At 44.0% G+C, this 26243-nt stretch carries 22 protein-coding genes; 5 read left to right on the top strand and 17 right to left on the bottom strand.

Annotated elements, in window-relative coordinates; genetic code table 11:
• The first annotated feature begins 7 nt into the window (after positions 1 to 7).
• On the top strand, positions 8 to 691 hold the full coding sequence (locus NLBNIHML_RS00545; RefSeq protein WP_494354647.1) for a response regulator transcription factor: 684 nt from the start codon (positions 8 to 10) through the stop codon (positions 689 to 691).
• A complete protein-coding gene (locus NLBNIHML_RS00540) occupies positions 691 to 2208 on the top strand; it encodes a sensor histidine kinase (RefSeq protein ID WP_494353495.1) in 1518 nt (505 codons plus the stop codon). Before NLBNIHML_RS00545 ends, NLBNIHML_RS00540 begins: the two co-directional genes overlap by 1 nt.
• Positions 2209 to 2389: 181 nt before the next feature.
• Here the strand turns inward: NLBNIHML_RS00540 and NLBNIHML_RS00535 are convergent, their stop codons facing one another.
• Both NLBNIHML_RS00535 and NLBNIHML_RS00530 read right to left on the bottom strand, forming a co-directional pair.
• Positions 2390 to 2860, bottom strand: a complete 471-nt coding sequence (locus tag NLBNIHML_RS00535; RefSeq protein ID WP_339242277.1) for a GNAT family N-acetyltransferase — start codon at positions 2858 to 2860, stop codon at positions 2390 to 2392.
• A gap of 247 nt (positions 2861 to 3107) precedes the next feature.
• Entirely contained in the window at positions 3108 to 3818 is a 711-nt protein-coding gene (locus NLBNIHML_RS00530; RefSeq protein ID WP_342572854.1) for an SDR family NAD(P)-dependent oxidoreductase, read from the bottom strand.
• A 102-nt stretch (positions 3819 to 3920) separates the two neighbouring features.
• Here NLBNIHML_RS00530 and NLBNIHML_RS00525 point away from each other — a divergent pair, with 102 nt between their 5' ends.
• Entirely contained in the window at positions 3921 to 4280 is a 360-nt protein-coding gene (locus NLBNIHML_RS00525; protein ID WP_342572853.1) for a MerR family transcriptional regulator, read from the top strand.
• A 114-nt stretch (positions 4281 to 4394) separates the two neighbouring features.
• Here NLBNIHML_RS00525 and NLBNIHML_RS00520 read toward each other — a convergent pair whose 3' ends face one another.
• The 7 genes from NLBNIHML_RS00520 to NLBNIHML_RS00490 all read right to left on the bottom strand — a co-directional run bounded on the left by NLBNIHML_RS00520 (position 4395) and on the right by NLBNIHML_RS00490 (position 10227).
• Entirely contained in the window at positions 4395 to 4976 is a 582-nt protein-coding gene (locus NLBNIHML_RS00520; RefSeq protein WP_494353494.1) for a GNAT family N-acetyltransferase, read from the bottom strand.
• Positions 4977 to 5040: 64 nt separating this feature from the next.
• Complete coding sequence (locus NLBNIHML_RS00515) at positions 5041 to 6093, bottom strand: S8 family serine peptidase (protein ID WP_494353493.1); 1053 nt, start codon at positions 6091 to 6093, stop codon at positions 5041 to 5043.
• The gene (locus tag NLBNIHML_RS00510; protein ID WP_494353492.1) at positions 6077 to 6475 is read right to left on the bottom strand and encodes a hypothetical protein; all 399 of its coding nucleotides are present in this window, start codon (positions 6473 to 6475) and stop codon (positions 6077 to 6079) included. The genes NLBNIHML_RS00515 and NLBNIHML_RS00510 overlap by 17 nt, the downstream gene beginning before the upstream one ends.
• A gap of 129 nt (positions 6476 to 6604) precedes the next feature.
• Positions 6605 to 7057 carry a GNAT family N-acetyltransferase gene (locus NLBNIHML_RS00505; RefSeq protein WP_494354646.1) on the bottom strand — a complete coding sequence of 151 codons (453 nt, stop codon included), beginning with the start codon at positions 7055 to 7057 and terminating at the stop codon, positions 6605 to 6607.
• A 176-nt stretch (positions 7058 to 7233) separates the two neighbouring features.
• Positions 7234 to 7533 (bottom strand): hypothetical protein, encoded by a 300-nt coding sequence (locus NLBNIHML_RS00500; RefSeq protein WP_307537017.1) that lies wholly within the window; start codon positions 7531 to 7533, stop codon positions 7234 to 7236.
• Positions 7534 to 7645: 112 nt separating this feature from the next.
• The gene (locus NLBNIHML_RS00495) at positions 7646 to 9385 is read right to left on the bottom strand and encodes an ATP-binding cassette domain-containing protein (RefSeq protein ID WP_494353491.1); all 1740 of its coding nucleotides are present in this window, start codon (positions 9383 to 9385) and stop codon (positions 7646 to 7648) included.
• The gene (locus NLBNIHML_RS00490) at positions 9370 to 10227 is read right to left on the bottom strand and encodes an ATP-binding cassette domain-containing protein (protein WP_494353490.1); all 858 of its coding nucleotides are present in this window, start codon (positions 10225 to 10227) and stop codon (positions 9370 to 9372) included. Before NLBNIHML_RS00490 ends, NLBNIHML_RS00495 begins: the two co-directional genes overlap by 16 nt.
• A gap of 112 nt (positions 10228 to 10339) precedes the next feature.
• On the opposite strand from NLBNIHML_RS00490, the gene NLBNIHML_RS00485 reads away from it, so the two are divergent.
• On the top strand, positions 10340 to 10930 hold the full coding sequence (locus tag NLBNIHML_RS00485) for a biotin transporter BioY (protein WP_494353489.1): 591 nt from the start codon (positions 10340 to 10342) through the stop codon (positions 10928 to 10930).
• A gap of 127 nt (positions 10931 to 11057) precedes the next feature.
• Here the strand turns inward: NLBNIHML_RS00485 and NLBNIHML_RS00480 are convergent, their stop codons facing one another.
• From NLBNIHML_RS00480 to NLBNIHML_RS00460, 5 genes are all read right to left on the bottom strand, one after another.
• Positions 11058 to 12527 (bottom strand): Msr family ABC-F type ribosomal protection protein, encoded by a 1470-nt coding sequence (locus NLBNIHML_RS00480; protein ID WP_494353488.1) that lies wholly within the window; start codon positions 12525 to 12527, stop codon positions 11058 to 11060.
• 481 nt (positions 12528 to 13008) lie between these two features.
• Entirely contained in the window at positions 13009 to 14895 is a 1887-nt protein-coding gene (locus NLBNIHML_RS00475; RefSeq protein ID WP_472478483.1) for a beta-glucoside-specific PTS transporter subunit IIABC, read from the bottom strand.
• Between the two features lie 217 nt (positions 14896 to 15112).
• Positions 15113 to 15943, bottom strand: a complete 831-nt coding sequence (licT, locus tag NLBNIHML_RS00470; RefSeq protein ID WP_494353487.1) for a BglG family transcription antiterminator LicT — start codon at positions 15941 to 15943, stop codon at positions 15113 to 15115.
• A 523-nt stretch (positions 15944 to 16466) separates the two neighbouring features.
• Complete coding sequence (locus NLBNIHML_RS00465; RefSeq protein WP_494354645.1) at positions 16467 to 17909, bottom strand: 6-phospho-beta-glucosidase; 1443 nt, start codon at positions 17907 to 17909, stop codon at positions 16467 to 16469.
• A gap of 285 nt (positions 17910 to 18194) precedes the next feature.
• Positions 18195 to 19025 carry an amidohydrolase family protein gene (locus NLBNIHML_RS00460; RefSeq protein ID WP_494353486.1) on the bottom strand — a complete coding sequence of 277 codons (831 nt, stop codon included), beginning with the start codon at positions 19023 to 19025 and terminating at the stop codon, positions 18195 to 18197.
• 320 nt (positions 19026 to 19345) lie between these two features.
• Between NLBNIHML_RS00460 and NLBNIHML_RS00455 the strand changes: the two genes are divergently transcribed.
• Positions 19346 to 21070 (top strand): cellulase family glycosylhydrolase, encoded by a 1725-nt coding sequence (locus NLBNIHML_RS00455; protein WP_494353485.1) that lies wholly within the window; start codon positions 19346 to 19348, stop codon positions 21068 to 21070.
• A 140-nt stretch (positions 21071 to 21210) separates the two neighbouring features.
• Here NLBNIHML_RS00455 and NLBNIHML_RS00450 read toward each other — a convergent pair whose 3' ends face one another.
• The 3 genes from NLBNIHML_RS00450 to NLBNIHML_RS00440 form a co-directional block, all read right to left on the bottom strand.
• The gene (locus tag NLBNIHML_RS00450; RefSeq protein ID WP_472478489.1) at positions 21211 to 23193 is read right to left on the bottom strand and encodes a sucrose-specific PTS transporter subunit IIBC; all 1983 of its coding nucleotides are present in this window, start codon (positions 23191 to 23193) and stop codon (positions 21211 to 21213) included.
• 26 nt (positions 23194 to 23219) lie between these two features.
• Entirely contained in the window at positions 23220 to 24695 is a 1476-nt protein-coding gene (locus NLBNIHML_RS00445; RefSeq protein ID WP_494353484.1) for a glycoside hydrolase family 32 protein, read from the bottom strand.
• A gap of 345 nt (positions 24696 to 25040) precedes the next feature.
• Complete coding sequence (locus tag NLBNIHML_RS00440; protein WP_494353483.1) at positions 25041 to 26024, bottom strand: LacI family DNA-binding transcriptional regulator; 984 nt, start codon at positions 26022 to 26024, stop codon at positions 25041 to 25043.
• Positions 26025 to 26243: the final 219 nt, after the last annotated feature.

Genomic DNA, 26243 nt, shown 5'->3' with positions numbered 1-26243 from the left:
CCGCATTATGAAGCTTAGTAGCGGAATTAAAATACTATTGGCTGATGATGAACCACATATTTTGCAATTTCTGGAGCTTGGATTAAGCAATGAAGGCTTCGATGTGCGTACGGCACCGGATGGAGCGACTGCGCTTGAGTTGGCACTTGAATTCAGGCCACATATGGCTATTCTGGATGTCATGATGCCAGAGATGGATGGATTCGAAGTGGTCGAGCGTCTTCGTAAGACCGGAGCTCAGGTTGGTGTTATTATGCTGACAGCGAAGGACGAAGTCGAGAATCGGGTTAAGGGCCTTTGGCTGGGGGCTGATGATTATATGATCAAACCCTTTGCCTTCGACGAGCTGCTCGCTCGAATTCAGGCCAGACTGCGCAATCAATTTCCTTTATTAATAGGAGCCGTCACCCACGGTCCGTTCCGAATTGATGATCAGCGCAAAGAAATCACCTATCAGAATCAGATCCTGGAGTTATCTCCTACCGAATACGAACTGTTAAAATTTATTGTGCTTAATCATGGGATCGTACTTAGCAAAGCAACCATTTTGAGCCGGGTATGGGGGTATGATTTTGGCGGAGAAGAAAATATTGTGGAGGTATATGTTCGCTCCTTGCGTGACAAACTCGGGGACAAAGAGCATAAACTCATACGCACGCTTCGGGGTGTCGGGTATAGGGTGGACCTCTGATGAACTCACTGCCTAAGAAAAATAAACTTCGTTTAAGACGCTTTCACCAATGGATCTGGCCCCGTTCACTGCGTTCTCAATTGCTCTCACGTTCTCTGTTCGTGCTTGCTGGGTTGCTATTGTTAATCGGTATCCTGCAATTCTGGATCATGGAAAGCTTTCTGTATCGAAATCAGGCAAAAACTATGCAAGAACAGCTCATGTCCATGCCCCCGGTTTGGCTTGGAATCCAGTCACGTAGTGGCTCTTCCAACAATCCTTTTGGAGGACAGGCAGGTAACGGATCTGGCAATCGGGTGCTATTTATTCCGGACCGGTCACTGGCGTTGTTTGATAATCAAGGTACGTTCGAGGATGTTTTTGGGGAAGACGGTCTGAAAGCTCCTCATCTATCAAGCGTTGAATATCAAGACATTACAGCGGAGTTGAAAGAACAAAAACATATTCCCTACCGGATCGTAACGGATAGTCAAGGGAATGAGCAATTGATTGTATTCGCCTCACCAGGTCCACGCAATCGGGGCTTACCCATGGTCCAGATGGGCACAGCTACAAAACCACTGAAAGACTTGATTATTAAACAGCTTCTGATCTTTCTGATGTTATCACTGTTGGCGATGGTAGCCGGTCTTATTCTATACACTAAGGTATTACGCCGGACATTGATTCCCCTGTCCAACATGGTGAATAAAGTTCAGCAGATCGATGCAGGCAGCCTTGCAGAACGACTTCCCGTCGTTCAGGGACAAGAGGAAGTGGATCAGCTCGCCGTTTCATTTAATGGGATGCTTGAAAGGTTGGAGAACTCGTTTGAAGCGGAGCGGGAATCGAAAGAGCAGATGCAGCGTTTCTTGTCCGATGCTTCCCATGAGCTTCGTACCCCGCTTACCTCCATTCACGGCTTCATTGAAGTTCTACAGCGGGGAGCAGCGACCAATCAGGATCAATTGTATAAAGCACTGGACAGCATGCACGGCGAATCGGTACGAATTAACAAGCTCGTTGAAGATTTACTGCTCCTGACCAAGTTGGACCAGGCTCCGAAGCAGGAGCGTGAGGTCATTCAGTTGGACAGTCTGCTGCTTGAAATGCAACCCCAACTTGCGATGATGGCTCAGCTGAGGTCCATTCATCTGGACTTGACGGCTGCGGTCCATTTACTGGCTGACCCTTATAAGCTGAAGCAGGTTGTGCTGAATCTGTTCCATAATGCGGTGCAGCACACCGATCCAGAGCATGGAGCCATCTCCATCACGTTATATGCCACGCACCATAAGGCTGAATTGTCAGTAAAGGATAACGGCACAGGCATTGAACCTGCACATCTGCCCCATATCTTTGAGCGATTTTACCGCACAAGCAGTTCTCGTTCGCGCAAACAAGGTGGTGCAGGTCTCGGTCTAGCCATTACCCGCTCAATTGTGGAGTCGTATGGTGGGAAAATTACAGTACGAAGTCAGGTAGGCGCGGGAACTGAATTTATGATTTTGATGCCGCTGTATAAGACTGATGTCTGAATTGAGGTAGACTCCGGCTTTTCATTGCCATGAAGAATCCCCCATCATTTCAATTAAGAAACGAATGGGGGATTCTTTTTTGTATCTGTTTGATAGAGTGAAGAGTAGTAGTCCAATTGGTTTGAGGCTTCCGGGCTTACAAGCTTAGGAATCTGAAGCCTCTTATTCAAGGATTTACGGCCTATAAATGCTTCTCATAAAATACCATTGTCATTTTGTCGTTAATTGCTTTTGTTGCACCTGTTTTTTTATAGCCTATCTTTTCATACAAATAACAGTTTCCCTTCTCTTGCAAGATGGTACCTAGTTTCCATGATTTTGCATCATCATATATCTGCTCAACTATTGTAAAGACTTTTTGAGCAATTCCTTTTCCTTGATGTTCTGGCAGTATAAAAATTGGGCTAACACTGTAGACTTGATTTTCTTTTTTCACGACTCTTATTCCACCAACAGCAATTTCAAGATGACGAATTATGAAATAATCTGTAAAAGATTGATTGATTTGAGTAATAACTCTTTCTACGGTTTCATTAGCAGGGCTTGTTTCAAAATCCTGATATTTTTCCAACAAAGGCATAAATGATTTAACTTTCATCTCATGAATAGTCACTGCATCTGTTAAACATGCTTTATCTAATGAAACCCCCATTAAATATATACCTCCGATTGATACACTTGTTAGAAATATGATTTTTCAGTACATGCTCTCTTAAACTGGTACAAGAAAGATGTTCGTCTACGTTTATGTTTGTTTCATATACAACTAATAAATTAGAACTAACAAACACATTTTTCTTATTCGACGTTATATTCTCATATTCCTTGCTATCCAAGAGACAAAATCAGTCAGAATGAACTCAAAATTTTTTAGCCCCTCATACCCATTATCTTATGGATTACCAAGGGTATACGCCATTCTCATCAAGGAACTCCCCATTATGGCGTTTACCATCTGTCGCATAACGCACGATAATCGCAGCGCCGGCTTCTTTTGATTTACCGCCTTCGGCATTGCCGTTAAGATCTGTTGAAGTGAATCCGGGCGTGACTGCAAAGACTTGAGCCTTGCTGTTTTTGACTTCATAGGCCATGGAAAGAGTCATGGCACTGTTGGCCGTTTTGGATGAGTTATAGTCGAAGGCATTTAAAGTGAATTCCGCATTTTGCATATGGTCCAGAGATGCCATGTCGGTCGAAACATTAATGATTGTGCCTTCATTATCTTTAATTAACGGGAACAAACGCTGATTCAAACGGAACGTGCCGAAAAAGTTCACTTCGAAGGCGTTCCGCAGGTCTTCCTCTTTCGTATCCGTGAAGGAATGAGAGAATGCACCAGGCATACCTGCATTATTGATCAGAAGGTTTATTGAGGGATACTTCTTATAGATCGTATCAGCTGCCAGTTCGATACTCTTCATGTCAATCATGTCGATCTGCACAAATTCTACATCCAATCCCCTGGAAGTTAACTCCGAAACAGCTGCTTCCCCCCGTTCGACACTCCTTGCGCCAAGGATAACTTTCCAACCAGCTTCACCCAACTGTTTTACAATTTCATATCCAATTCCTTTATTTGCTCCGGTTACAAAAACAGTTTTTTTCATGTGAATCCTTCTTTCCGTCATTAGATTTTTATTTAACAAGGTATAAGTTACTATGCTACACTTAGTGCAGGTCAAATTTTTTTTATAAAAAGGTGGATTCACATGTTAACGATTGGAGAAGTAGCCAAAAAAGTTGATATCTCGATAGGAGCGATCCGCTTTTATGAAAGAAAGGGACTGCTGAAACCTGCTGCACGAAATCAGCAGAATAACCGCCTTTATTTGGAGGATGATCTGAACTGGCTGGTTTTTATCAAATGCCTTCGTGAAACGGGGATGAGTGTGGAAGACATCAAAAAGTATTATGATCAGGTCAATGAAGGAACCTCCACGTTGAAAGAAAGAACCAGGCTAATTGAGGATCAAAAGCAAAAGTTGCTGAATGATATCGAGGAAAAAAAGGCGCAGCTTGTTCATTTGGATCACAAACTGGAACGCTATTATCGCGGAGAAAATTTTTAAAATAAGCCTTGTCCTATAAATAAATGAAAGAAAAAGATCAGGCAGCCAGCAATAACTGTCTAGCCTGATCCAAAATGTTAATGTTATAACGATTCTACATGGGACTATGTTCTATCAAAAATGACCTTCATGCTTACACAGTTGATAATGGTGATAAGGTTCATTCTCGATCTCGATCAAATTTAACCGTTCAAAATTACATTTCTGTATCACCTTATTGGATGCTTGATTGGTAATCAAAGCGATGGCATTTAATATTTCAACGTTGGTATGTTCAAACAAATACTGTGTCATCCCTTTTACTGCCTGCGTTGTATAGCCACGATTCCTGAAGTGTTTCGAAATACCGTACATAATCTCCCGATTGGGTGCTGGCAGTTCGTCCTTGGTCCCTGAGCAGCACCATCCTATGAACTCATCATTCTCTTTCAGTACGATAGCCATACGTAAGTATAAATCTCCAATATCCCCTCCCGCCAATACTGCTTGTTTAAAACGCTGATTCTCAGGGATTTCATATTCGGTGAGCCACAGGGTCCTGTTTTCAATCGTAGCGTTCCATCCGGGTAACATTTCATACACCTCAGGTTGCCACGTAATTTCTTGCAGTTTCTCTAAGTCCTCAAGTCGATACTCGCGCAAATAAATATCCTTGCAATCAATGATTAATTCATCACTTGAAATGGTTTGTTTCATAAGGTTCCCTCCACATACTGATTTACGTTACTTCATTATAGAAATAGAGTCGTGAACCATTGCCTTAAAGGCAATGCCTTGATATGTATAGCGTCAGGATCTTGGTTTTTTTCCAGTTGGGGAAAACACTCTGGATATTGAGCCAAATATTCGCTAACACACCATCGAACCGCCAGTTAATATCTGTTGACCAATTTATCCATTTATGTATTTCCTCCTTTGGAGCATTTTGCAATAATCCATGCATATACCATCCACGCACTCCCCCTTCTGTTTCATTCATTAAATACATCCAATACAACTTTCGCTCTCGTTCGTTCATCGGTTGGCCGAGGGTCGATACTGCAATTTTACGAACAATAGCGGATGAATCCTTAGTGAAGCTCCACAACTCTTCACGTGATAATCCTCCCCTCTCCACTAAAACTGTTAAAGAGAGCGCTCTTTCGATATCATCCATTGAATGAATTGTGTTATAGGGATTTTGATTTTTTATACTTACCATGGGTAAAGTTTTTGTTATGTAGCTTGGCTTAACTGCCCTGTCCATATAACGAATTGTATTCTCAACGTTAATTCGAGGAGCCAGGTTATCATCACCCTCCAGTGGTTCTCCATGCTCGACTAATAAGTGTCTTAGCATCTCAGAACTTAAACTCGGAAATCGGGAGAATAGATGAGCCGCAACACCAGCAACAAGGGCAGCCGCTCCAGATGTGCCCCCATAAAAAGATACACGCCGAGTAGATTCTTCAATTTCACAAAAGGGGATCGTAAGGTCTAGTCTGGGCGCTAATATATCTGGTCTATAGTGACCATCTCCATTTCTGCCATAAGGTTCATCAGGGAAAGGAGCGTGTAATGAACGATCAGCATTTCCACGATCCACGTAGCCGCCTACTGCTAAATACTGTATTGGAGGCATGATGTTATTTAAACGTGTATTCCCATTCGAACAAATAACCAAAATGCCCTGTTGCACAGCTGTCGCCAATGCTTTAACCGTTGAGTTTTCACTCGTATTTTTAAGATAAACTTCATTATCTAATGCCTGCCAACCAGTGCTTAAAATAATTTTTATATTCCATTCGAGCCCATGTTCAAGAATCCATTCCATTCCTTTTTTTCAGACGTTCTCCTTCTCCAGTTGTAAATGCCCCATGATCTAAAACGATAAATGTTGCTGCTGGTGCAATCCCGACATGAATCTGTCCCTCTAATAGAATAGGTTCATGAGCCAAAGCTAATACACTCATAAGGCCATGCTCGCCTTTCCGATTATCCTCCTCCCTGTTCATAGATGAAATGTCTCGCATAGTGACAGTCATATTTTCATGTACGGTAACACATTTAATTCCTGTATTTAAGTGATGTACGAGATGATGTGGTTTAATTGAATCGATAATTACAATCCCTACACCCAGACCAGAAGTATGAAAATCAGGCTGTTCAGCAAAACCTAACCTTTTCCATGTCGGATCAGGTATCCCTTTATCCACACGATCACCTCAGATTTTGATATCATTAGAATATACTCTCACCTTTAGCGTAATGTACATACCATTTATCCAATGATCATTGGCAGACTTCAAGCACCTAGTGATCTTATATATGCTGGAATCAAACAATCAAACAAGCCCCTCTTTTTCCATAAACTCGTCTTTGGTTAATCCAAAGAGGATCATATCCTGGTATTTTCCATCGGTGTAGATCACTTGGCGACGCACACCTTCCTGAATACATCCAAGTTTTCTCATCATGGCTGCAGAAGGTTCATTTCCTTCGAGTACAGAGTCATTGAATTTGTTGAGCCTACGCTCGAAGAAGGCATACTTCAGCAAAATTCGAACAGCTCTGGTTCCGTATCCTTTTCCTCGATGATCCCTGTCAATTTGAATGCCAATGCTAAAGGTACCGTTTCTCTCATCAATGCTGTTCAGGTTTACACCTCCGACATTCTCACCATCCATATTTACAATGGTAAACATGATCCGTCCTTTGGTTAAAGAAAAATCAGAGAAGTTTTCCGTGAAATTCTTAGCCTCACCATGAGTTGGAGGTAATTCTACTGCACACTCCAATAACCGCCCATTCCGAATCCTCCGCCTACTCAACCAAATTTTTACTCCGAGCTACAAATATAATAACCCATAATGTGGAATTGGAGGAGATTTGTTTTTATTGAGGACAAACGAAATAGCCCCCGAACAAGATAAAACCTGTCGGAGGCTGCGCTCTATTTTATATCCATATCACATTACGATTCTTCCGTGTATTGAGGTTTGGACACATTATCCGGAACCGTTTCGTCAAAAACATCCTGACCCGGATAATCCCGTACTTCTCCCTCGTGAAGCTCATGATTCTCATAATCAAAACGATGTGCAGACCTCTGATCCGCCCGCCACGGAGAACTTTTCCCAAGAGACTCGGATAACAGAGATGAACCGTAAGGACCCTCCGGGAATTCTTCGAGTGTGATATCGTTTCGCTGCGACTCCACCGTAGACACATCGGTATATTCTTGTCGTTCTTCACGCAAAAACTTATCTTTCATCGTTTATCCCTCCTGATCCACTTCCAGATGATTCACGCACACTTATTGTGAGCAAGGTCGACCGTACTTATGCATGATCTTTGGAAAACACAGCGTTAATAATTCTAATTCATCACAATTGGCCAATCCATACTAATAGTACAAAACCAATGAGGCCTGCCATGCTAATCCAGGTATCACGCTTGGACCACACCAATAACGAAGAGCGCGTTCCAAGCATAGAGTGCTCTCTAACTTTACGCATTTCCATCGCAATAGTCATATCCTCTGCACGTTGGAACAGTGCCATTAACAAGGGAATCACCATCGGACCCAAATCACGAATCCGTACGGTATTTGGTCTTAAAGCGACCTTTCCACGTGCCCGTACAATCAGTGAGAATCGCTGCCATTCACTCCAGATCATCGGGATAAATCGAAAGATTAACGATACAGCAAGAGCAAACGAAGCTACGGGCAGTCTGATCTTTTTACCGATACCGAGTACCCAATTCAGTCCTTCTACCATTCGCCCATATGGTGTCGTCAGTGAAAACCATAAACTTGCCAACGTGACGATAAACAAACGATACACATTCAGCAAAGTGCCCTCTGCCTGCATCAGGGAAAAGCCAAAGTGCAGACCCCCTCCCTCTGTTGAAAGGGTTGTCCCCGATAGCGCTGTCGATATGATGAAAAAGAATAATAGTGGCTTCATTAACTTCATACATCCAGCCAAAGTCTGACGCGGGAGCCCGGCAAGTGCTGTCACTACCGGCACCAGTGTTAATGTCAATCCCAGCCATCGATGTTGAAGCATCGCGGCGGTGACCAGCAAAATATATAAAATCCATTTCAAACGCGGGTCCATAACACCATATAATCCGCCTGAATGAGTCCATGTGTTCGGAAGAAGCTTCGGATCGTGCTCTTCCATATTCTCCATTGTATCTCCCTCTGCCGGGTTAATCGCTGGTTCGGATGCCACTTTTGCTTTGTTCTGAACGCCCACCTCAACGAACGTAGACTGAATAATACTTTCAGCCATCTCTTCTGGCGTCATCGCGATAGAAGGCAGATCAAGACCCGCAGCCCTCATCTGCTGTGCTAGTCGCATCGAAGGTGGCAGTCCGATCCCTGTCTGCTCCAGCAATTCAGGCCTATCGTGAAGTTCTCGCGGCGTAAGATCGGCGATTAGGCGACCTTCCTGCAATAACAATACCCGATCCGCACAAGGCAAGAATGTATCCAAATCATGTGTTGCTACCACGCCCCCACCACCTGCCTGACGATGTTGCTCCAATGCATCCAGCAAAAGCACGACACTTTGCGCTTCCAAACCAGCGCTCGGCTCATCCAGCAGAAGCCAATGTGGGTTGGTCACCATTCCGAGAGCAAGACCTAGTCTGCGCTTCTCTCCCCCACTTAGGGCAAATGGCGACCTGTCCAGATGAAAACGTCGTTCCAACTCCGGGGATACCGGCGGATCCCACTGATTCAGAGCTTTTGTGATCTGCTCTTGTTGGTGTTTCTCTGAATATCGATAGGAACGCAGAGAATATGCGAATTCACGCTGAATACTTCTGGCAAACAGTTGTTGTTCCGGAAATTGAAACAATAGTCCCATTTGCAATAAAATGGACTTCGGCACTTTTCCTTCTTTCCAGAAAGGTGTACCATCCAATGTGATACTGCCTGCATCGGGAGGTCTCAGACCAGCCAACGTCTGTAGTAAAGTCGTTTTTCCTGAACCCGTGCAGCCCAACAGCAACGTGATTTCCCCACTGTTCAACTGAATATTTATATCTTCAAGCAGTGCACGCTTGCTCGATTCCGATGCTTCTATACGTATATTGGTTAATTCGATCTCCAACGTGCGACCTCCTTAGCCAATTGTTCAGGCCTCAGTGGCATGGCTTCTGGCCTGATGCCTTTTTTGTGCTTGAGCAATAACGCAGTCTTCACAGTGAACGGAGGATCCAACCCTAATCTTTCACAGGGAGATAGCTGCTCTTTATTCAAAATAGCCTTCTCAGTCATCTCTTTTTCATAGAAAAAGGACTCGGGCTTTCCATCGTACACACAACGCCCTCGGTCCATAGCAATAATCCGATCACACAAGGTCGCTTCTTCCAGATGATGCGTAATCCAGATTACCGTTGTCCCCCGCTGGGTGATCTTCTGAGCTATGGTCTCAATACGGTCTCTTGCTCCGGGATCAAGCATGGCTGTTGGTTCATCCAGAATCAATACATCGGGTCTGGACACGAGCGCTACAGCAATGTTGAGCAGTTGTTTCTGTCCACCCGATAACTGTGAGATGGCCATATCCGGCGCATATTGAAGTCCTACGGTATGTAATACGTCCTGCCTGAGCTCCAATTGTTCTTCTACAGTAATCATTAATGGAGACAATGCATAGTGGAATTCCTCTTCAATCGTGTCCCCCAATACCTGGGTATCCGGTTGCTGCAATACACCTCGGACGGTTAGTGCCTCCGGGATAATCCGTACCCCTCCCGATAATGGAATGAATCCAATGAGTAGCCCGGCGAGCGTACTTTTCCCACTGCCATTCGCCCCTACAATACTAATCCATTCTCCTTGATGCAGCGTAAGCGAGATACCGTCCAGCGCTTTCCTTAGTTGACCATCCTCGGAAGCATAATGCACTCGGATATCTTCTAATGTAATTATGGGCAGGTTGCCTTGCATCGTAAATTAGTCCTTTCCCTTTCTATTTTTATGTGGTACGATCCTAATCGTCAACCACATTTATATAATTGGTTAACAATCATATTACCAAAATGGAGAGGATTGTTCAAACATGAAATTATCTTTGCGAGGCATTGTATTCAGCGCCCTTATGGCCGCAATATTAGTACTTTTTGGTTACATAAGCATTCCTATTGGCTTTTCCCCGGTACCCATAACATTACAAACCTTGGCTGTTATGCTGGCCGGAGGGTTACTTGGTCCGTTGTATGGGTTCTTAAGTATTGCTCTCGTTGTTGTGCTGACAGCACTAGGCTTCCCACTTCTACATGGAACTGGTGGTCTTGCTGTTCTCTTAGGTCCGACCGGGGGATATGTTGTAATCTGGCCCTTTTCCGCACTCCTGATCGGTTTGTTCCTCTCCAAAGTGAGAATCCAAGGGGTTAAAGGTTTTATTTTTGCGTTTATCATCATTGAATTATTTGGTTCACTATTAAATTATGTCTCAGGCGTTCCCTGGCTGGCTTATGCATACAAAATGTCCTTGCCCGAGGCCATGATTCAAGGATTCTATCCTTACATTATTGGTGATCTGATCAAAGCGGTATTTGCCACGATCATCATCGCACCCGTGCGCATGGTATTTCCACCTCAACGTCTTACAGGTAACATGCATTCAACGGTTGTAAAAATCGATTCTTAATGAATCTACATATCCTATTGGATCACGAGCATCCATATTCTAAAACAAAAACAGCCAAAATCTCTTTGGCTGTTTTTGTTGGTTGTTCTGTCATGGAAGTGTCCAGTGTAAATATTTTTAGTTCAACTTATATATTCACCCGAATTAATTGACGCTCCGCAATCTGAAATTGTTGATCCGCTGTATTTTCAACGAACCTCTGGTCATGAGATACATAGAGAATCGTTCCTTCATACGCCTTGATAAAACGCTCCAACGCTTCCAAGGCATGCATATCAAGAAAATTCGTCGGCTCATCCAACAATAGAATGTTATATTGCCCAAGAAACAAATAACATAATTGAAGACGAATCGCTTCTCCTCCACTTAATGTTCCCACATTCTTGAGCAAGTCATTCCCTGTAAACTGCATCGCGTGCAACGCACTTCTAAGCTCTGATTCCTCATATTCCGAACGGTTTTTCAGAAATTGTAATACAGTATCTTTCATCGTGAAACGATAGCTCATTTGCTGAAAATAACCGATCTTTGCTTTTGGAGACATCGTGATTCCATCTCCAGCACGGAAAACATGGTTAAGCAATGTGCTTTTCCCGCTGCCATTGGTTCCAGTTATCGCTATTTTTTGTTTTAACGGAATTTGAAAACTTGCATCCTCCAATAATATGTTTCCACCCACTTCAAGTGTAAGGCGATCTGCCATAATTGGAAATCGGTTGTGTAACTCCAATGTCTTCGGCTGACGGAAGATAATCGGTCGATCCTCCTGCACCGCACTCACCTCTTGAAGTTGTTGCATGCGTTGTTGAATCGCTTTAGCAGCACGATGCACTGCTTTTTGACTGGTACCTTTGGATTTGGTCTCAAACATGCGGTTTGCTTTTACCTTGGATTCTTTTTTGGACATGTTTCCAGCCTGCGTTATTTTCTCGGCTTTCTTCATCTTTTCCTGGGCGGCCAGCTCCAATCTTCTTTTCTCTTTGGAGAATTGTTCATGGGCCAGGTGTTGCTGTTCACGCTCCAGCCTCTTCTGTTCCTGATAATCACTATAGTTACCGGTATATACGTGGACTTCTCCCTGATGAATTTCCCAGATCGTGGTCACCAGTTCATCCAGAACCGCACGGTCATGACTGATCAGCACGATTGCCCCATAGTAATACCGCAATTCATCCAGTAAAAATGTAATGCCCTCTTGGTCCAGATGGGTTGTGGGTTCATCCAGTAATAATACTTCGTGGTAATGAGTGAACAATTGAGCCAGTTTCAAACGGGTCTGTTCTCCGCCACTCCATGATTTATCATGTTGAGGAATCGCCAATTTGCTGAGTAAAGCCCCGTCAACCTCCAGATTTTCGTTTGGCTGGGGTGGTTCTACTTGTTCCATGTAACCAAACTCTGCGTAACGTTTTACCTTTCCGGCTATTGGCTGGATCTGTCCCGCAATGAGTTTCAATAATGTACTTTTACCCTGACCATTACCACCCACTACACCGATGCGATCCAGTTGATGCACGGCCAGTCGCTCAATATTCAGAACTGCTTTATCCATATAGGACATTTCAACCTGCACTAATTCAAAACATATCTTTTCCATATTCGCTACCTCCGAAATAAGATTTATTTCGTATCGATAGCGAAGAACACTTCTATCGATACGAGCTTATCGTGCCAGCTCGTATCAATAGAATAGTAATGTCATCATAGCGGCGTACCTCCTGTAGTCTCTATTGAGCATCATATCAGCTCAGACTCGTGATAAGTAAACCAAAAAATCACAGGCCAAAGGCCTGTGATCCAATGTAAACGAGAATACAAGTTAAACCATGTATATAAGGTCAGGATAATTGAAAATGACAGACTGATCCCGTTTACTCTGAACTAACGGTCAGAGCCTTTGAACGTATTTAATTTAACGATTCAAAGGAAAGAAACGCAGTCTCATCGCATTCGTCATGTTCAATAATCCACCTTTCATTATCAGGTAATAGATGTACAATTCCAATTATAAATTTCCAATTCCACCCTGTCAACGGAACCATGAAAACCTAAAACACTGATTTTGCATCTAATCTACTTTATTCCTCTCCCTTTCCACTGTTCAACTTCAATAGAAGGTCCTGGGTATCAACCTGACCTGTTGCCTGCGGAATAACTTCCTCATAGTTGGCGGAATTCGTTACGATAATAGGTGTCACCGTATGATAACCAGCCGCCTTAATCTGCGCAATATCGAATTCTAGCAGCAGGTCTCCCGCTTGAACCCGATCCCCTTCTTTGATATGGGAGACAAAATGCTGTCCGTCCAGCTTGACCGTATCTACACCTACATGAACCAATATTTCTGCACCGGTGTCAGATACTACAGCCAAGGCATGTTTTTTCTTGAATGCAACGGTAACTGTACCGTCGAATGGCGCTACCACTCTGCCCACAGCTGGCTCAATCGCAATCCCTTTACCCATTGCTCCCGAAGCAAATGCCGGATCTGGAACTTCCGATAATTCCACAATCGTTCCCTGAATTGGACTAAATACTTCTTCGTCTGAAGCATTCATTGGACGGGCAGGTTGCTGAGCAGATGACGTAGAATCGGACTTTGTTTCTTCTTCTTCAACCGGATCTTTGAAGCCCATGATGTACGTCAGTACAGCCGAAACCACAAAGGATACTACGATACCCAAAATCAATCCTGGGAAGCCTTGCCCACCTGGTCCGTAGAAGATTGGCAAAGTCAGCAATCCCGGTGCACCAGACGCGAATGCCAAAGTGCCCGCTTGACCAATGATCGCTCCACCAACTGCACCACCGATTACTCCAGCAATGAACGGACGTTTCAGTGGTAATGTTACCCCATAGATAGCCGGTTCAGTGATACCGAATAATGCGGTCAATGTGGATGATCCAGCCAGCGTTTTCAGTTTTTTGTTCTTGGTTTTCAGCATAACCCCAAAAGCCGCGCCCGTTTGAGCAAAGATCGAAGCTGTCGCAGCCGGTTTAACGCCATCCTGTCCATACACTGCAACGTTGTTGATAAATACCGGAATAAGACCCCAGTGTATTCCGAAGATAACGAGTAACTGCCAGCTTGCACCCATAACGGCTCCCGCAAGCAATGGACTGAATCCAAATGCAGCAACGAGTCCGGCTGCAATTGCATTACCAACGTATACACCAAATGGTCCGAATACCAACAGTGTCAGAGGTACCATAATCACTAGCAAAAATAACGGTGTAACAAAGTTTTTCACACTATCGTGAAGTGTCTTATTAAAGAACTTCTCCAACTTGCTCATGACAATGACAGCTAAAATGATAGGAATAACCGTAGATGAATAGTTCATCAGAATGACAGGGATACCGAAGAAATCCGTTGGTGTTCCCTCTGCTTTCAACGTGACGATGGATGGATAGATCAGTGCTCCCGCAATCGTCATCGCTACAAACATATTACCCTGGAATTTACGCGCTGTTGTAACCGCTAACAACAGAGGCAGGAAGTAGAAGAGACTATCTGCTGCTGCATACAGGATCGTATAAGTTGTTTCTGTCGTTTCCAGCCATCCGATATTACTTGCAATCAACAATAACCCTTTTAGAATACCGGCTCCCGCCATAACTCCCAGAAGTGGAGCAAAGATGCTGGAAATGATATCAATGATACCGCCAATCCCCTTGGCTTTTTTGCCCGGTTTTTCTTTGTTCGACGAATCATCCAGAATGTTGCTGATCTGTCCAATGGCATTATAGACTTCAGGCACCTTGTTACCAACAACAACCTGGAACTGTCCTCCATTTTCTTTGACTGCGATGATACCTTCTGTTTTCTCCAGCTTGGCCTTGTCTGCCTTGGCGTCGTCCTTCAATACAAACCGTAACCGTGTTGCACAATGAACAAGCGACTCCACATTTTTCTCACCGCCGACGAGTTCTACGATCTCTTTGGCCAGTTTCTCTTGACTCATAATCTGCACCCCCACTTTTTCTCAAACAGGCCCTTTACCGATTTTTTTGCACGCAAAAAACCTAAGCCTTGAGTAAGGGGACACTGACACAATGGTCCTGACCTTCTCATGACTTAGGTTTTGCCTGCATAACCAGTAACAATCCCAGTTAAATCGTATTCAATTCCTGTTAATCACATATTATTATAATTAAACCATTTTTGTCAACATTTAAATATTATCGATTAACCACTCGTTCGATATGAACTGTCAGATACAACTTTTCTTCATTGGTCAGCTCATGGTTGTACTCTTTTTTGACAAACAACTCAATCTTCTCCGCACACGCTGCGGCATCAGGATGCTTCTCCTTAATCATGTCATAGAAATGATCATAGTTGTTGTCGTAATGCGTACCACTGAGCACTCGCTGAGAGAAAAACTTCAAATGTGTAATGAAGCGAAAATAACTGAGAGAATCCTCATCAAATTCCATTTTGAAATGATATTTCGCTATATTAATAATTTGCTGAATAAACTTCGTAATGTTCATCGTTGTAATGACTTCTTCGTTCATCTCTGCGTTAACAATATGAAGGGCAATAAACGCGGCTTCATCTGGTGGAAGCTCAATATTCATTCGAGTGTTGATCTGTTCCAGTGTCTTCAGACCCAGCTCGAATTCAGGCTTGTACAACTGCTTGATCTCCCACATTAATGCGTTCTTGATCTCCACGCCTTCCCGATAACGTTCGATGGCGAAGTTAATATGGTCCGTAAGGGACACATAGATGTTCTCATTGAGCTTTCGGCCGAGATTCTCACGCGCATACGTGATGATCTCTTCCACAATTTCAATCAGTTCCATCGGAACTTCACGCAGCAGCATTTTGAAATTATCGGATGTCTGTTTGTTTTTCAATGCAAATACTTTTTGGATGCGGGTCTCGTCTACTTTATCCCCCGGCTTTTTCTTAAAGGCAATCCCACGTCCCATCACCACAAGCTCTGCTCCATTCGCCTGATAGATGCTAATGACGTTATTGTTGATAACCTTTGCTATTTTCACTTCAATCCCCCCGTCACGTTCCACTCTCTTGGCAGTTATACATCGTCTTTTGGGCATACAAAAAAAACCTGAAGCATCACAAAATAAACAAGACATGGTGGTCTGCTTTTTTGGTGCTTAGGTTTTGCCTACTTCGAGTAGTAACAATCCCAGAAACGATATAATTGCGTCAAGTATAGCGCGAACCTGACTATATGTCAACGCTTTCACTGTGAGGACCATCGGAAGTGACATGGTTATATCAATTGAACTAGAGAATATTTACACTAGCTACTCCGATGACAGAACAACCTTCCGATCGCTGTTACCCCCTGATTTTTTTGATTCACTTGCTAAAGGGAAAATCCGGGGATAAAGCGAGTTGATACTCACGAAGTAGCTTTCCATTGGAAGCTTGTAGCTTCGCTTCTCCAGCTTTTTTCTGTCCTCTCCGTTTTGTGTAAAAGTTTAGTTCAATTGATATAGATGAAACTTCCGATGTTTTATTGCCGTTCAAGACCATTTTAATTCAGAAAAGTATAAACTACTTGTCACCCAGGTTTGTTCCGTTAGATGCAATCACATTTTTGTACCACTCAAAACTCTTCTTCTTCAGTCGTGTTAGCTCTCCTTGACCTTCATTATCACGGTCCACGTAAATGTAGCCATAACGTTTTCTCATCTCTCCTGAGGATGCACTTACAATATCAATAGGTCCCCAGCTGGTGTAACCGATGATGTTGACCCCATCCTGAATGGCCTCACCCATTTCAGCTACATGGCGTTTCAAGTAATCAATCCGGTATGCATCCTCCACTTCACCTTCCGGTGTAACCACATCATTGGCACCAAATCCATTTTCAACGACAAATAGCGGTTTTTGATAACGGTCATGAAGCTGATTGGCAGTAATACGGAATCCTTTTGGATCAATCGTCCATCCCCATTCGGACTTCGCCAGATATGGATTGGCTACCGAGCCAAATACATTGCCACTGGTCATATTTTTAACCACTTCAGGATCGGTACTCGTAGTACGACTTGAATAGTAGCTGAATCCGATATAATCTACGGTATGATTCTTCAAGATTTCCGCATCACCCGGCTGCATAACAATGTTCAACCCGTGATCCTTGAAGAAACGTTTGGCATAACCCGGATATTCCCCACGTGATTGCACATCAATGAAGAAATAGGATTCTCTATCTTTCTCCATACCTTGGAACACATCTTCCGGATTACAGGTATACGGATAGAAGCTTCCTGCCGCAAGCATACAACCAATCATGGCACCAGGGATAATCTCATGACATGCTTTGACTGCCAGTGCACTTGCAACCAGTTGATGGTGAGCAGCCTGATATTGAATTTCCTTGATATTATCGCCTTCATTGAACGCCAGCCCCGCGCCAAGGAATGGAAGATGAAGCAGCATGTTGATCTCATTAAATGTCATCCAGTATGTCACCTTGTCTTGGTACCGTGTGAATACTGTTTTAGCGTACTTCTCGAATAAGGTTACCAGTTCACGACTTCTCCAGCTACCATACTTCTCGATCAGGTGCACAGGCACATCGAAGTGAGCTAATGTAACGACAGGTTCAATACCATGCTTCAACAATTCATCGAACAGGTTATCGTAAAATTGCAATCCTGCTTCATTTGGCTGTGCATCTTCTCCTGTTGGGAAAATCCGTGCCCAGGCAATGGAGACACGCAGTGCCTTGAATCCCATTTCGGCAAACAGAGCAATATCTTCAGGGTAACGGTGATAAAAATCGATTGCTTCATGTGAAGGATAGAATTCGGTAGCGAGCGGCGTAAAAGCTGGAACATGACCTTTCATAATGCTTCTGCGGCTCTCTCCTGTTGGCAGCAAGTCAACGATGCTCAGGCCTTTGCCATCTTCCAGATACGCACCCTCCGCCTGATTCGCAGCAATGGCTCCACCCCATAGAAAATCTTTAGGAAACTCAAAATTCGTCATCATCATTTCTCCTTCCAAATATGTAATTCAGCTATCCGCTCAAATCGTTAGAATATTAAAAAGACAGCATATTTAAGTTGAACTGCAAAATTACACATTTTTTTGTTCAGCTTAAATAGAAAAAACCCGAACCAGCCTGGGTACACGATTACGTGTAAACAAGCCAGCTCAGGTTATGCCCATATCGGTAACATTCCCAGATCAATTATGCGGATTGGATAAAACTTTAGCAAGAATCAGAACCGTTGTCAACTTCCCGAAACCGGTTTAACGAAGAAATGCCCATTATGATATTTGATAAAAGGCAGCACATGTCCCACCAAGAATCATCTGTTGCTCAGACTCTGATAGGGATTGAATGTGAGTCTTAATGAGACCGTATACTTCAGAATACGAAGCCGCAAGGTTACTCACTGGCCAATCGGACCCAAACATTAACCGTTCCGCACCAAAGGCTTCTATGGCGATATTCAGATAGGATGTAAAGTCACTCGGAGTCCAACTTGCCCAATCTGCTTCAGTCACTATTCCTGAAAGTTTACAATATGTGTTTGGTTGGGCAGCCAACGACTGCAGTGCTTCTCGCCATGGTGAGAGTATACCTGATTTTATGTCGGGTTTGGCTAGATGATCAAGTACAAATCGCTGTTCAGGAAACGCCTTAACCAGGTCAACGGCATAAGGCAGTTGCTCCTTGGATACCAACAGATCATAGGCCAAATCATACTCTTTAAGCAATGAAATCCCGCGCTGAAAATCTTCTCTCAAAACATACTGAAGATCAGGCTCATCCTGTATGACATGACGTACACCCTTCAGAACCGGATTGGACGCGAGCAGTTCAAGCTGATTTCGAACATCATCCGAACAAAGATCCACCCATCCGACCACACCTTTGATAAACTCGTATTGGTCTGCCAGTTGCAGAAGCCACTCAGTTTCTGTCAGTGATTGTCTCGCTTGCACTGCAATGCATCCGTCCATCCCCGATTGTGTTAATATAGGTTCCAGATCATGTGGGAGAAAAGACTGACGAATGGCTTTCATCTCTTCCCCAATCCATCCATACTCGGCAATATTGTATTCCCAGAAATGTTGATGTGCATCCAGCTTCATTTTACATTCCTCCAAGAGTATATGAATCTAATTATTGTTAAAATCAATTATATCATCTCAATTCCAAATAAAATCATTATCTTCACACAATCTACTAGCTAAACCAGATCACTAATTATCACATGAGTTTTATTGCAATTGTGCGGGTATCCTCCTATATATAATCATGATATATTAAATTCCGAAAACGCTTTCAATACATAATTCGGTGGTGATCCCATTTTTGAACAAGTCATGATTTGGTTTGAGTTGAGCTCCATTTTCACAGTTGCTTAACTTCCATTCAAGTTCAACCATTCTAACTGAAGGAGATTATGTTAATGAAAAAAAATCGTAAATCGGTCCTCTCTCTTACACTTGTAACTGCCATGATTCTGTCTCTCTTCTCTTCGGCTGTCGCTTCCGCTGCAACAGACAACAGTGAACAGGCCAGTACCTCAACCGCGCCAAGCAAAATGCAGACATACGTGAACGCCATGGAGCCTGGCTGGAATCTGGGTAACTCTCTGGATGCCGTTGGTGAGGATGAGACAGCCTGGGGCAATCCGCGCATTACGAAGGAACTGATTCAATCGATCGCAGCTGAGGGCTACAACAGTATCCGTATTCCTGTGACCTGGGAAGCTCACATCGGTGACGCACCCGACTATACAATTGATTCCGCTTACATGAATCGGGTCCAAGAAGTAGTGAACTGGGCCCTCGATGCCGATCTCTACGTCATGATCAATCTTCACCATGACTCCTGGCGCTGGATCAGTTACATGGAGAAAGACCATGACAACGTACTTGCCCGTTACAATGCTGCTTGGACTCAGATCGCTGACAAGTTCAAAGATGCATCCGACAAGCTCATGTTCGAAAGTGTTAACGAACCCCGCTTCTCCGAAGGAGGTACAACAGATGCGGCTATTGGCTATCGCATGCTGGACGAGTTGAATACTTCTTTTCATAAGATTGTAAGAACTTCGGGTGGAAACAACGATACACGTCCACTTGTGCTTCCAACGATGCATACCTCTTCCGCTCAACCTGATCTGGATGAACTGAATAAGACCATTCAAAAATTGAGTGACCCCAACATTATTGCAACCGTTCACTATTACGGGTTCTGGCCATTCAGTGTGAATATTGCAGGTTACACCAAGTATAACGAGGAAGTCCAGAAAGACATTACCGATACCTTCGATCGGGTATACAATGCTTTTACAGCCAAAGGCATTCCGGTTATCGTCGGTGAGTATGGCTTGCTTGGTTTTGACCAGCATACAGGTGTCATTGAACAAGGCGAAAAGCTGAAATTCTTCGAATTTGTTGGGCAATATCTGCGTCAAAAACAGATGACAACGATGTTGTGGGATAACGGACAACACTTCGGACGCACAAGCTTTACTTGGTCTGATCAGGAACTGTTTGATACGATGAAAGCAAGCTGGACAGGTCGCTCATCCACAGCTGAAACGGACCTCGTGTACCTTAAACAAAATGAAAGCATTCAAGATAAAAAAGTAAAACTCAATCTGAATGGCAACAAATTCAATTCGTTGAAGAATGGAACTACTCCTCTTGTCAGAGGTAAAGACTATACGATCAAAAAAGATGTGCTTACGTTAAAATCCAATCTGTTAACCAAATTGACAGCCTCTGGTGATTTGGGCGTAAATGCCACACTCACAGCAGGATTCAACCAAGGTGCGGACTGGAATTTTAATATCATAAAATATAACACACCTACGTTAAACGATACGACTGGTACAACCAGTGCATTTGCCATTCCAACTACGTTTAACGGCAACCAACTGGCAACGATGGAAGCGACATATGCCAACGGGGAGAACGCCGGTCCACAGAACTGGACTTCGTTCAAAGAGTTCTCTTACACGTTCAGCCCAGATTACGATCGTCAGGTGATCGAGCTAAAACCTAACTTCTTTAATGAAACCAATGATGGCGAAGTCACCCTCAAGTTCCACTTCTGGAACGGCGATGTGCTGACGTATAAAATCACAAAAAATGGAACCAGTGTTGTTGGCGTAGCTTCATAACGGTTTTAAGGGTTTCTAAATTCTTAGTTCCCATCGGAATTACAAAACGTTCTGTCCAGAGCAATGGGCTCGGACAGAACGTTTCTGTTTTGTTATAAAAATTGCATAGAAATCTGGCGAAAATAATTTCATATGTTCACTTATTGAGGTTCATTGAATCTCACCACAAGCATTGCATCCCCATTGGCATGTACAGGACCGGTTGAGGTTCCTGTAACCGTTGCTATCGTTTCATTCCCGCTTGGAATCAGCACAGGTGTTATCAACGGCAGACCCGCAGCCTGAATGACATCCATGTCGAATTCGATCAATAATTGCCCTGCAGTTACACGATCTCCGCTATTCACATGGGCGGTAAAACCACTTCCTTTGAGTCCAACCGTATTAATTCCGATATGAACCAGCATCTGTACACCTGTCTCATGCTCCAGAATCACCGCATGTTTACTTTTGTTCATGACATGTGCAATGACACCATCAAACGGTGCATACACTTTACCTTCTGATGGCTCAATGGCAATGCCCTCACCCATATGTTTTTCCGAGAAAGCCGGATCAGGAACCTGCTCCAAATCAACGACAGTACCATTCATCGGCGAAGCGATTTCGAGCAATTCTACCTTAGGACGATTGCTTATAACAGCATGGGTAACTGAATTAGCGTGCGGATTAGAATCTGCTACATGAACGTCAACTGATGTTACTCCACTGTGGTCATGGCTCACCGGTTCCTCTGCAATCGGTTGATCCTTATATCCGAAGAACCAGGTAAGTGCAAAAGCAATGGCCATGGCAACCACATTGGACAAGATGTACAACGGCAGTTGGCTGTTGAGATAGAGCAATGTTCCAGGGATAACCGTTACTGCCATGCCTGTACCTTGCAGATGGAACAAGGAAGCGATGAAACCACCCACACCACCACCAACCAGCCCCATAATAAATGGTTTCATATAACGCAGGTTAACACCGAAGATAGCTGGCTCGGTAATGCCCAGAAAAGCAGACAATGACGAAGGTAATGCGAGTGCTTTGAGTTTCATATTTTTGGTTTTCAGACCAACCGCTAGACAAGCGGCTCCTTGTGCAGCCATGGCACAGGTGATAATCGCGTTGAACGGATTGAATCCTGTTTTCTCCAATAGCTGAATCTCCAGGAAGTTAAAGATGTGATGCACACCGGTAACAACAATAATCTGATGGAAGAATCCAATGATAATACCTGCGATGCCAAACGGAAGATCCAATACGGCCGTTGTTCCATGCAGTACCCACTCTTCCAGGGAATGGAACACGGGACCAATCGCGAACAGTCCAAGTGTAATCATAACCGTTAACGTTATAAAAGGAGTCAGAATCAAGTCCAGTGCCTCAGGCACCCGTCTTCTTAGTACCTTCTCGAACTTGGCTCCAATCAAACCTACGAAGAACGCAGGCAGGACCGACCCCTGATAACCCACGACAGGGATAAAACCGAACATATGCAGAGGCTGGGCTGATCCATCCGCCACCGCGTAAGCATTGGGTAATGCCGGATTAACCAGCATTAGCCCCAGTACGATACCAAGTACCGGACTTCCGCCGAATACGCGGAATGCAGACCACGCTACAAGTGCAGGCAGAAATGCAAATGCCGTATCCGTCAGAATCTGAGTAAACAACAGGAAATTGGAAGAGATATCATCTGGTGTTGCACCAAACAAAGCCAAAATTTCATTCTGGGTAAGTAATCCGCGCAAGCCCATAAACAACCCTGTAGCTACCAGTACGGGGATGATGGGTACAAATACGTCACCAAAAGTGCGGATTGCCCGTTGAAAAGCGTTTCCTTCCTTTTTTCCCTGACTCTTCACATCATCCTTGGACGATCCTTCGATTCCCAGCTTCTCAACTTCTTCAAAGATTCGATTCACCGTTCCCGTACCAAAGATAATCTGATATTGACCCGAGTTGAAAAAAGCCCCTTTCACCTTTTCGATGTTCTCGACCGTTTTCTGATCAATTTTCTCTTTATCCTTCACCATGATGCGAAGACGTGTTGCACAGTGTGCAAATGATGCGATATTCTCTTTGCCCCCGATGGCATGAATGACTTCCTGGGCAATCCGTTGATTCTCCGACATGTTATCTCATTCCTCTCACGTAATACTTAATAAATCCATTGTGTTGCTTCGAAATCAGCTTTGCCTCCGTGTGCAAAGAAACGAATATCTACGCTGTCCCGACTTGGGAAAATGCGGCTGGTAAAGACCTCTTCCCCGTCGTTCACAAAGATCTCAACTGAAGATGCGTCTACGAACAGATGGAATTTAATTACGTCCGCAGTAAGCGCGCACCGCCGTACAGCGCCATTTTGCTCTGCCAGCTCGGCACCAGACATCGTCCGATCCAGAATAACTTTCTGCTGAATCCGATCATACAGAAGAACCGTTTTCTCCGTTCCACTTGCACGGAATTCGATGCCGACCATCTCTGCATCTGCTTGGCTTATCTCACATATCAGCTCATAGGAAATTCCATTCAAACCAGTGAAAGATCGACTCTCATGGTCAATCGTTACACGAATATGCATGCCTTCCTCCTGTTGACGCAATTGGTTCATCTCAACAACCGGTTGTTGAATTAACTTCCCGCCTCGCAGTGTCAACTGCCGAGGAATGGTCAGGCAATGAGCCCAACCGTTATCATCTGTCGGATATGCCAGATCAGGAAGCCCCATCCAACCAACCAGAATACGTCTTCCATCCGGGCCCTGCATGGTTTGTGGAGCATAGAAGTCGAATCCACGATCCAACTCCTGAAACTCACCATGATTGAACTCTCTCGTCTGAAGATTGAGCGGCTCACCGATCAGATAACCGGACTGAAAAATATTCTGATAATGATCTCCTGCAGCATCTAAGCCTTGTGGTGAAAAGACAAGCACGCCTTTCCCGTCTATCTCCATATAATCCGGGCACTCCCACATGTAACCAAAGGAAGTGAATTGCGTGCGAATTTCACCAAGAAACTCCCAGTTGTTCAGATCAATTGAGCGATACAGTACCGTACATCCCGTCTCGTTTGTTCTCTGCGCACCAATGACACAATAATATGTACCTCCTTGTTGCCACACCTTGGGATCTCTGAAGTGTTCCGTGTATCCGGCTGGAACAGACGAGATTACGGGATCATTCCGTTTGGTTACTGAACCGCTTTCATCCATGACTGCCAAGCATTGATACGGATGTCTGACCCAAGCCTCATTCCTCATATTGCCCGTGTAGAGCAAGTGCAGCTTGCGATCTTTTTCAATCGCACTTCCGGAATAAGCTCCGTGTGAGTCATACCAGCTATCCGGTTCGATTCCAATCCCGACATTTTCCCAGTTCACCAGATTCTTCGAGCGGGTATGATACCAGTATTTCATGCCGTGTTCTGTTCCAAGTGGAAACCACTGATAGAAGAGATGATAATAGCCTTGATAATATGCAAAGCCGTTAGGGTCATTAAGCAGACCCGTTATGGGCTGAATGTGGTAACTCTGTCTCCATGGACACTCGGATATCTGTGCTTCAAGCTTCGCAATCTCTTCAGGCTCAGCTTGTTCAATCCGTCTATAGCGCTGCTCTCTAGTCATTTTCATAGCTGTTCTCCATTCTCGCTTATATAAGTTAGACCAAGAAACTTCACACTGGGACTACGATGGCAGAACAATCCTCCGATCGCTGTTATCCCCAGATTACCTGATCCCTTATCTAAAGGGTGAAATCCGGTGATAAAGGCGAGCACTCCGTTTCTTCAGATTTTTTCTGCCCTCTCCGCCATGTTTATTTCTTATTTAACTTATACGAAAATCAAATTATAGGAACCGGTTCCAACGGATACAAAAAAATAATTCCATTTGGCATTAATGCCTGCCCGTGTTCGCATATCCGTATTGGATACCCACTATGGAACCGGTTCGATGGAATTATCATAAAGGATGTTTTTATAATTTGTCAACGCTTTCTCGAGGAATCAGTTCTACGTCCAGTGTTGTTCGTGCCTCCACCGACTCGCCTTTGACCAGACGAATAATGTGATTCGCCGCTACTTTCCCTGCATGCAAATAATGATATTTCACAGTCGTCAGCGTGGGATGGATCATCTCCGTAATATCATATCCGCCAAATCCGGTAACAGACAAATCTTGCGGTATGCGAATTTTATTGGAGAACGCGATCTTCATCACACCCAGTGCGATATTATCCGTGGCCCCTACAATGATTGTTGGTGTGATTTCTTTCAGGATGGATTCAGCGGTCACGATGGCTTCAGACATCTTGAAGCTCGTCTCATAATACTTCACTTCACATCCACCACACTCGGCGATTGCTCGCTGGAACCCTTGTTTACGATAGATCCCTACCGCCCGATCCTTCTCGCTAACCCCCATATAGACGATCTTGCGGTGACCCTGTTCGACGACATATCTGCCCATCTCATAACCTGCCTGGTCATCATTATGAACCAGACTGTGCAGTCGCTCATGTTGCTGCCCCACCAATAACACCGGAATCCGTATATCTTCAACAGCCTTCAGATGTGCTTCGGTCACTTCAGCAGCCAAGAGAATAATACCCGACACCTTCTGTCGTGCAAAATCATAAATGGCATCAATCTCACGCTGCATGTCCTGACTCGTATTTGCGATCAACATCTGATATTGATTACTTCGCAGCTCTTCATCAATTCCGATCAGTGTCTGGGAGGTCGCAAAAGAATCGAGACGTGGCACAACCGTACCAATGATACTGGTCTTCTTCGCCTTCAGACTCTGTGCAAATGTGTTAGGAACATAATTGTATTGTTTGATAATACGCTCAATCTTCTGGCGTGTATCCTCACTAACCGATCCGCCATTCAGGTAGCGAGAGATCGTGCTTTTTGCCACACCTGCCATCTGAGCGATATCAGAAATCGTTTTATTCATAAAGACCCCTCTTGTTTCTTTAACTAGTTTACCTTTTATTATACTTCGAATCGCAAAGCCATGGCGAATTAGATTCCCTCCGTTTATCGTGTCCAATATACTTTCCTATGTAATAGCAAAAGCCCGATATCACTGTGACGTTCATACAGAAAGTATGATCCCACATTCATCAGGCTGTTAAACTTTCATCTGCACGTTTGCTCAGATCATTAACACAAG

Source organism: Paenibacillus sp. JNU01 (assembly GCF_059130585.1).
The sequence above is the reverse complement of the archived record's forward strand: the minus strand, read 5'-3'. Positions and strand labels throughout refer to the sequence as shown.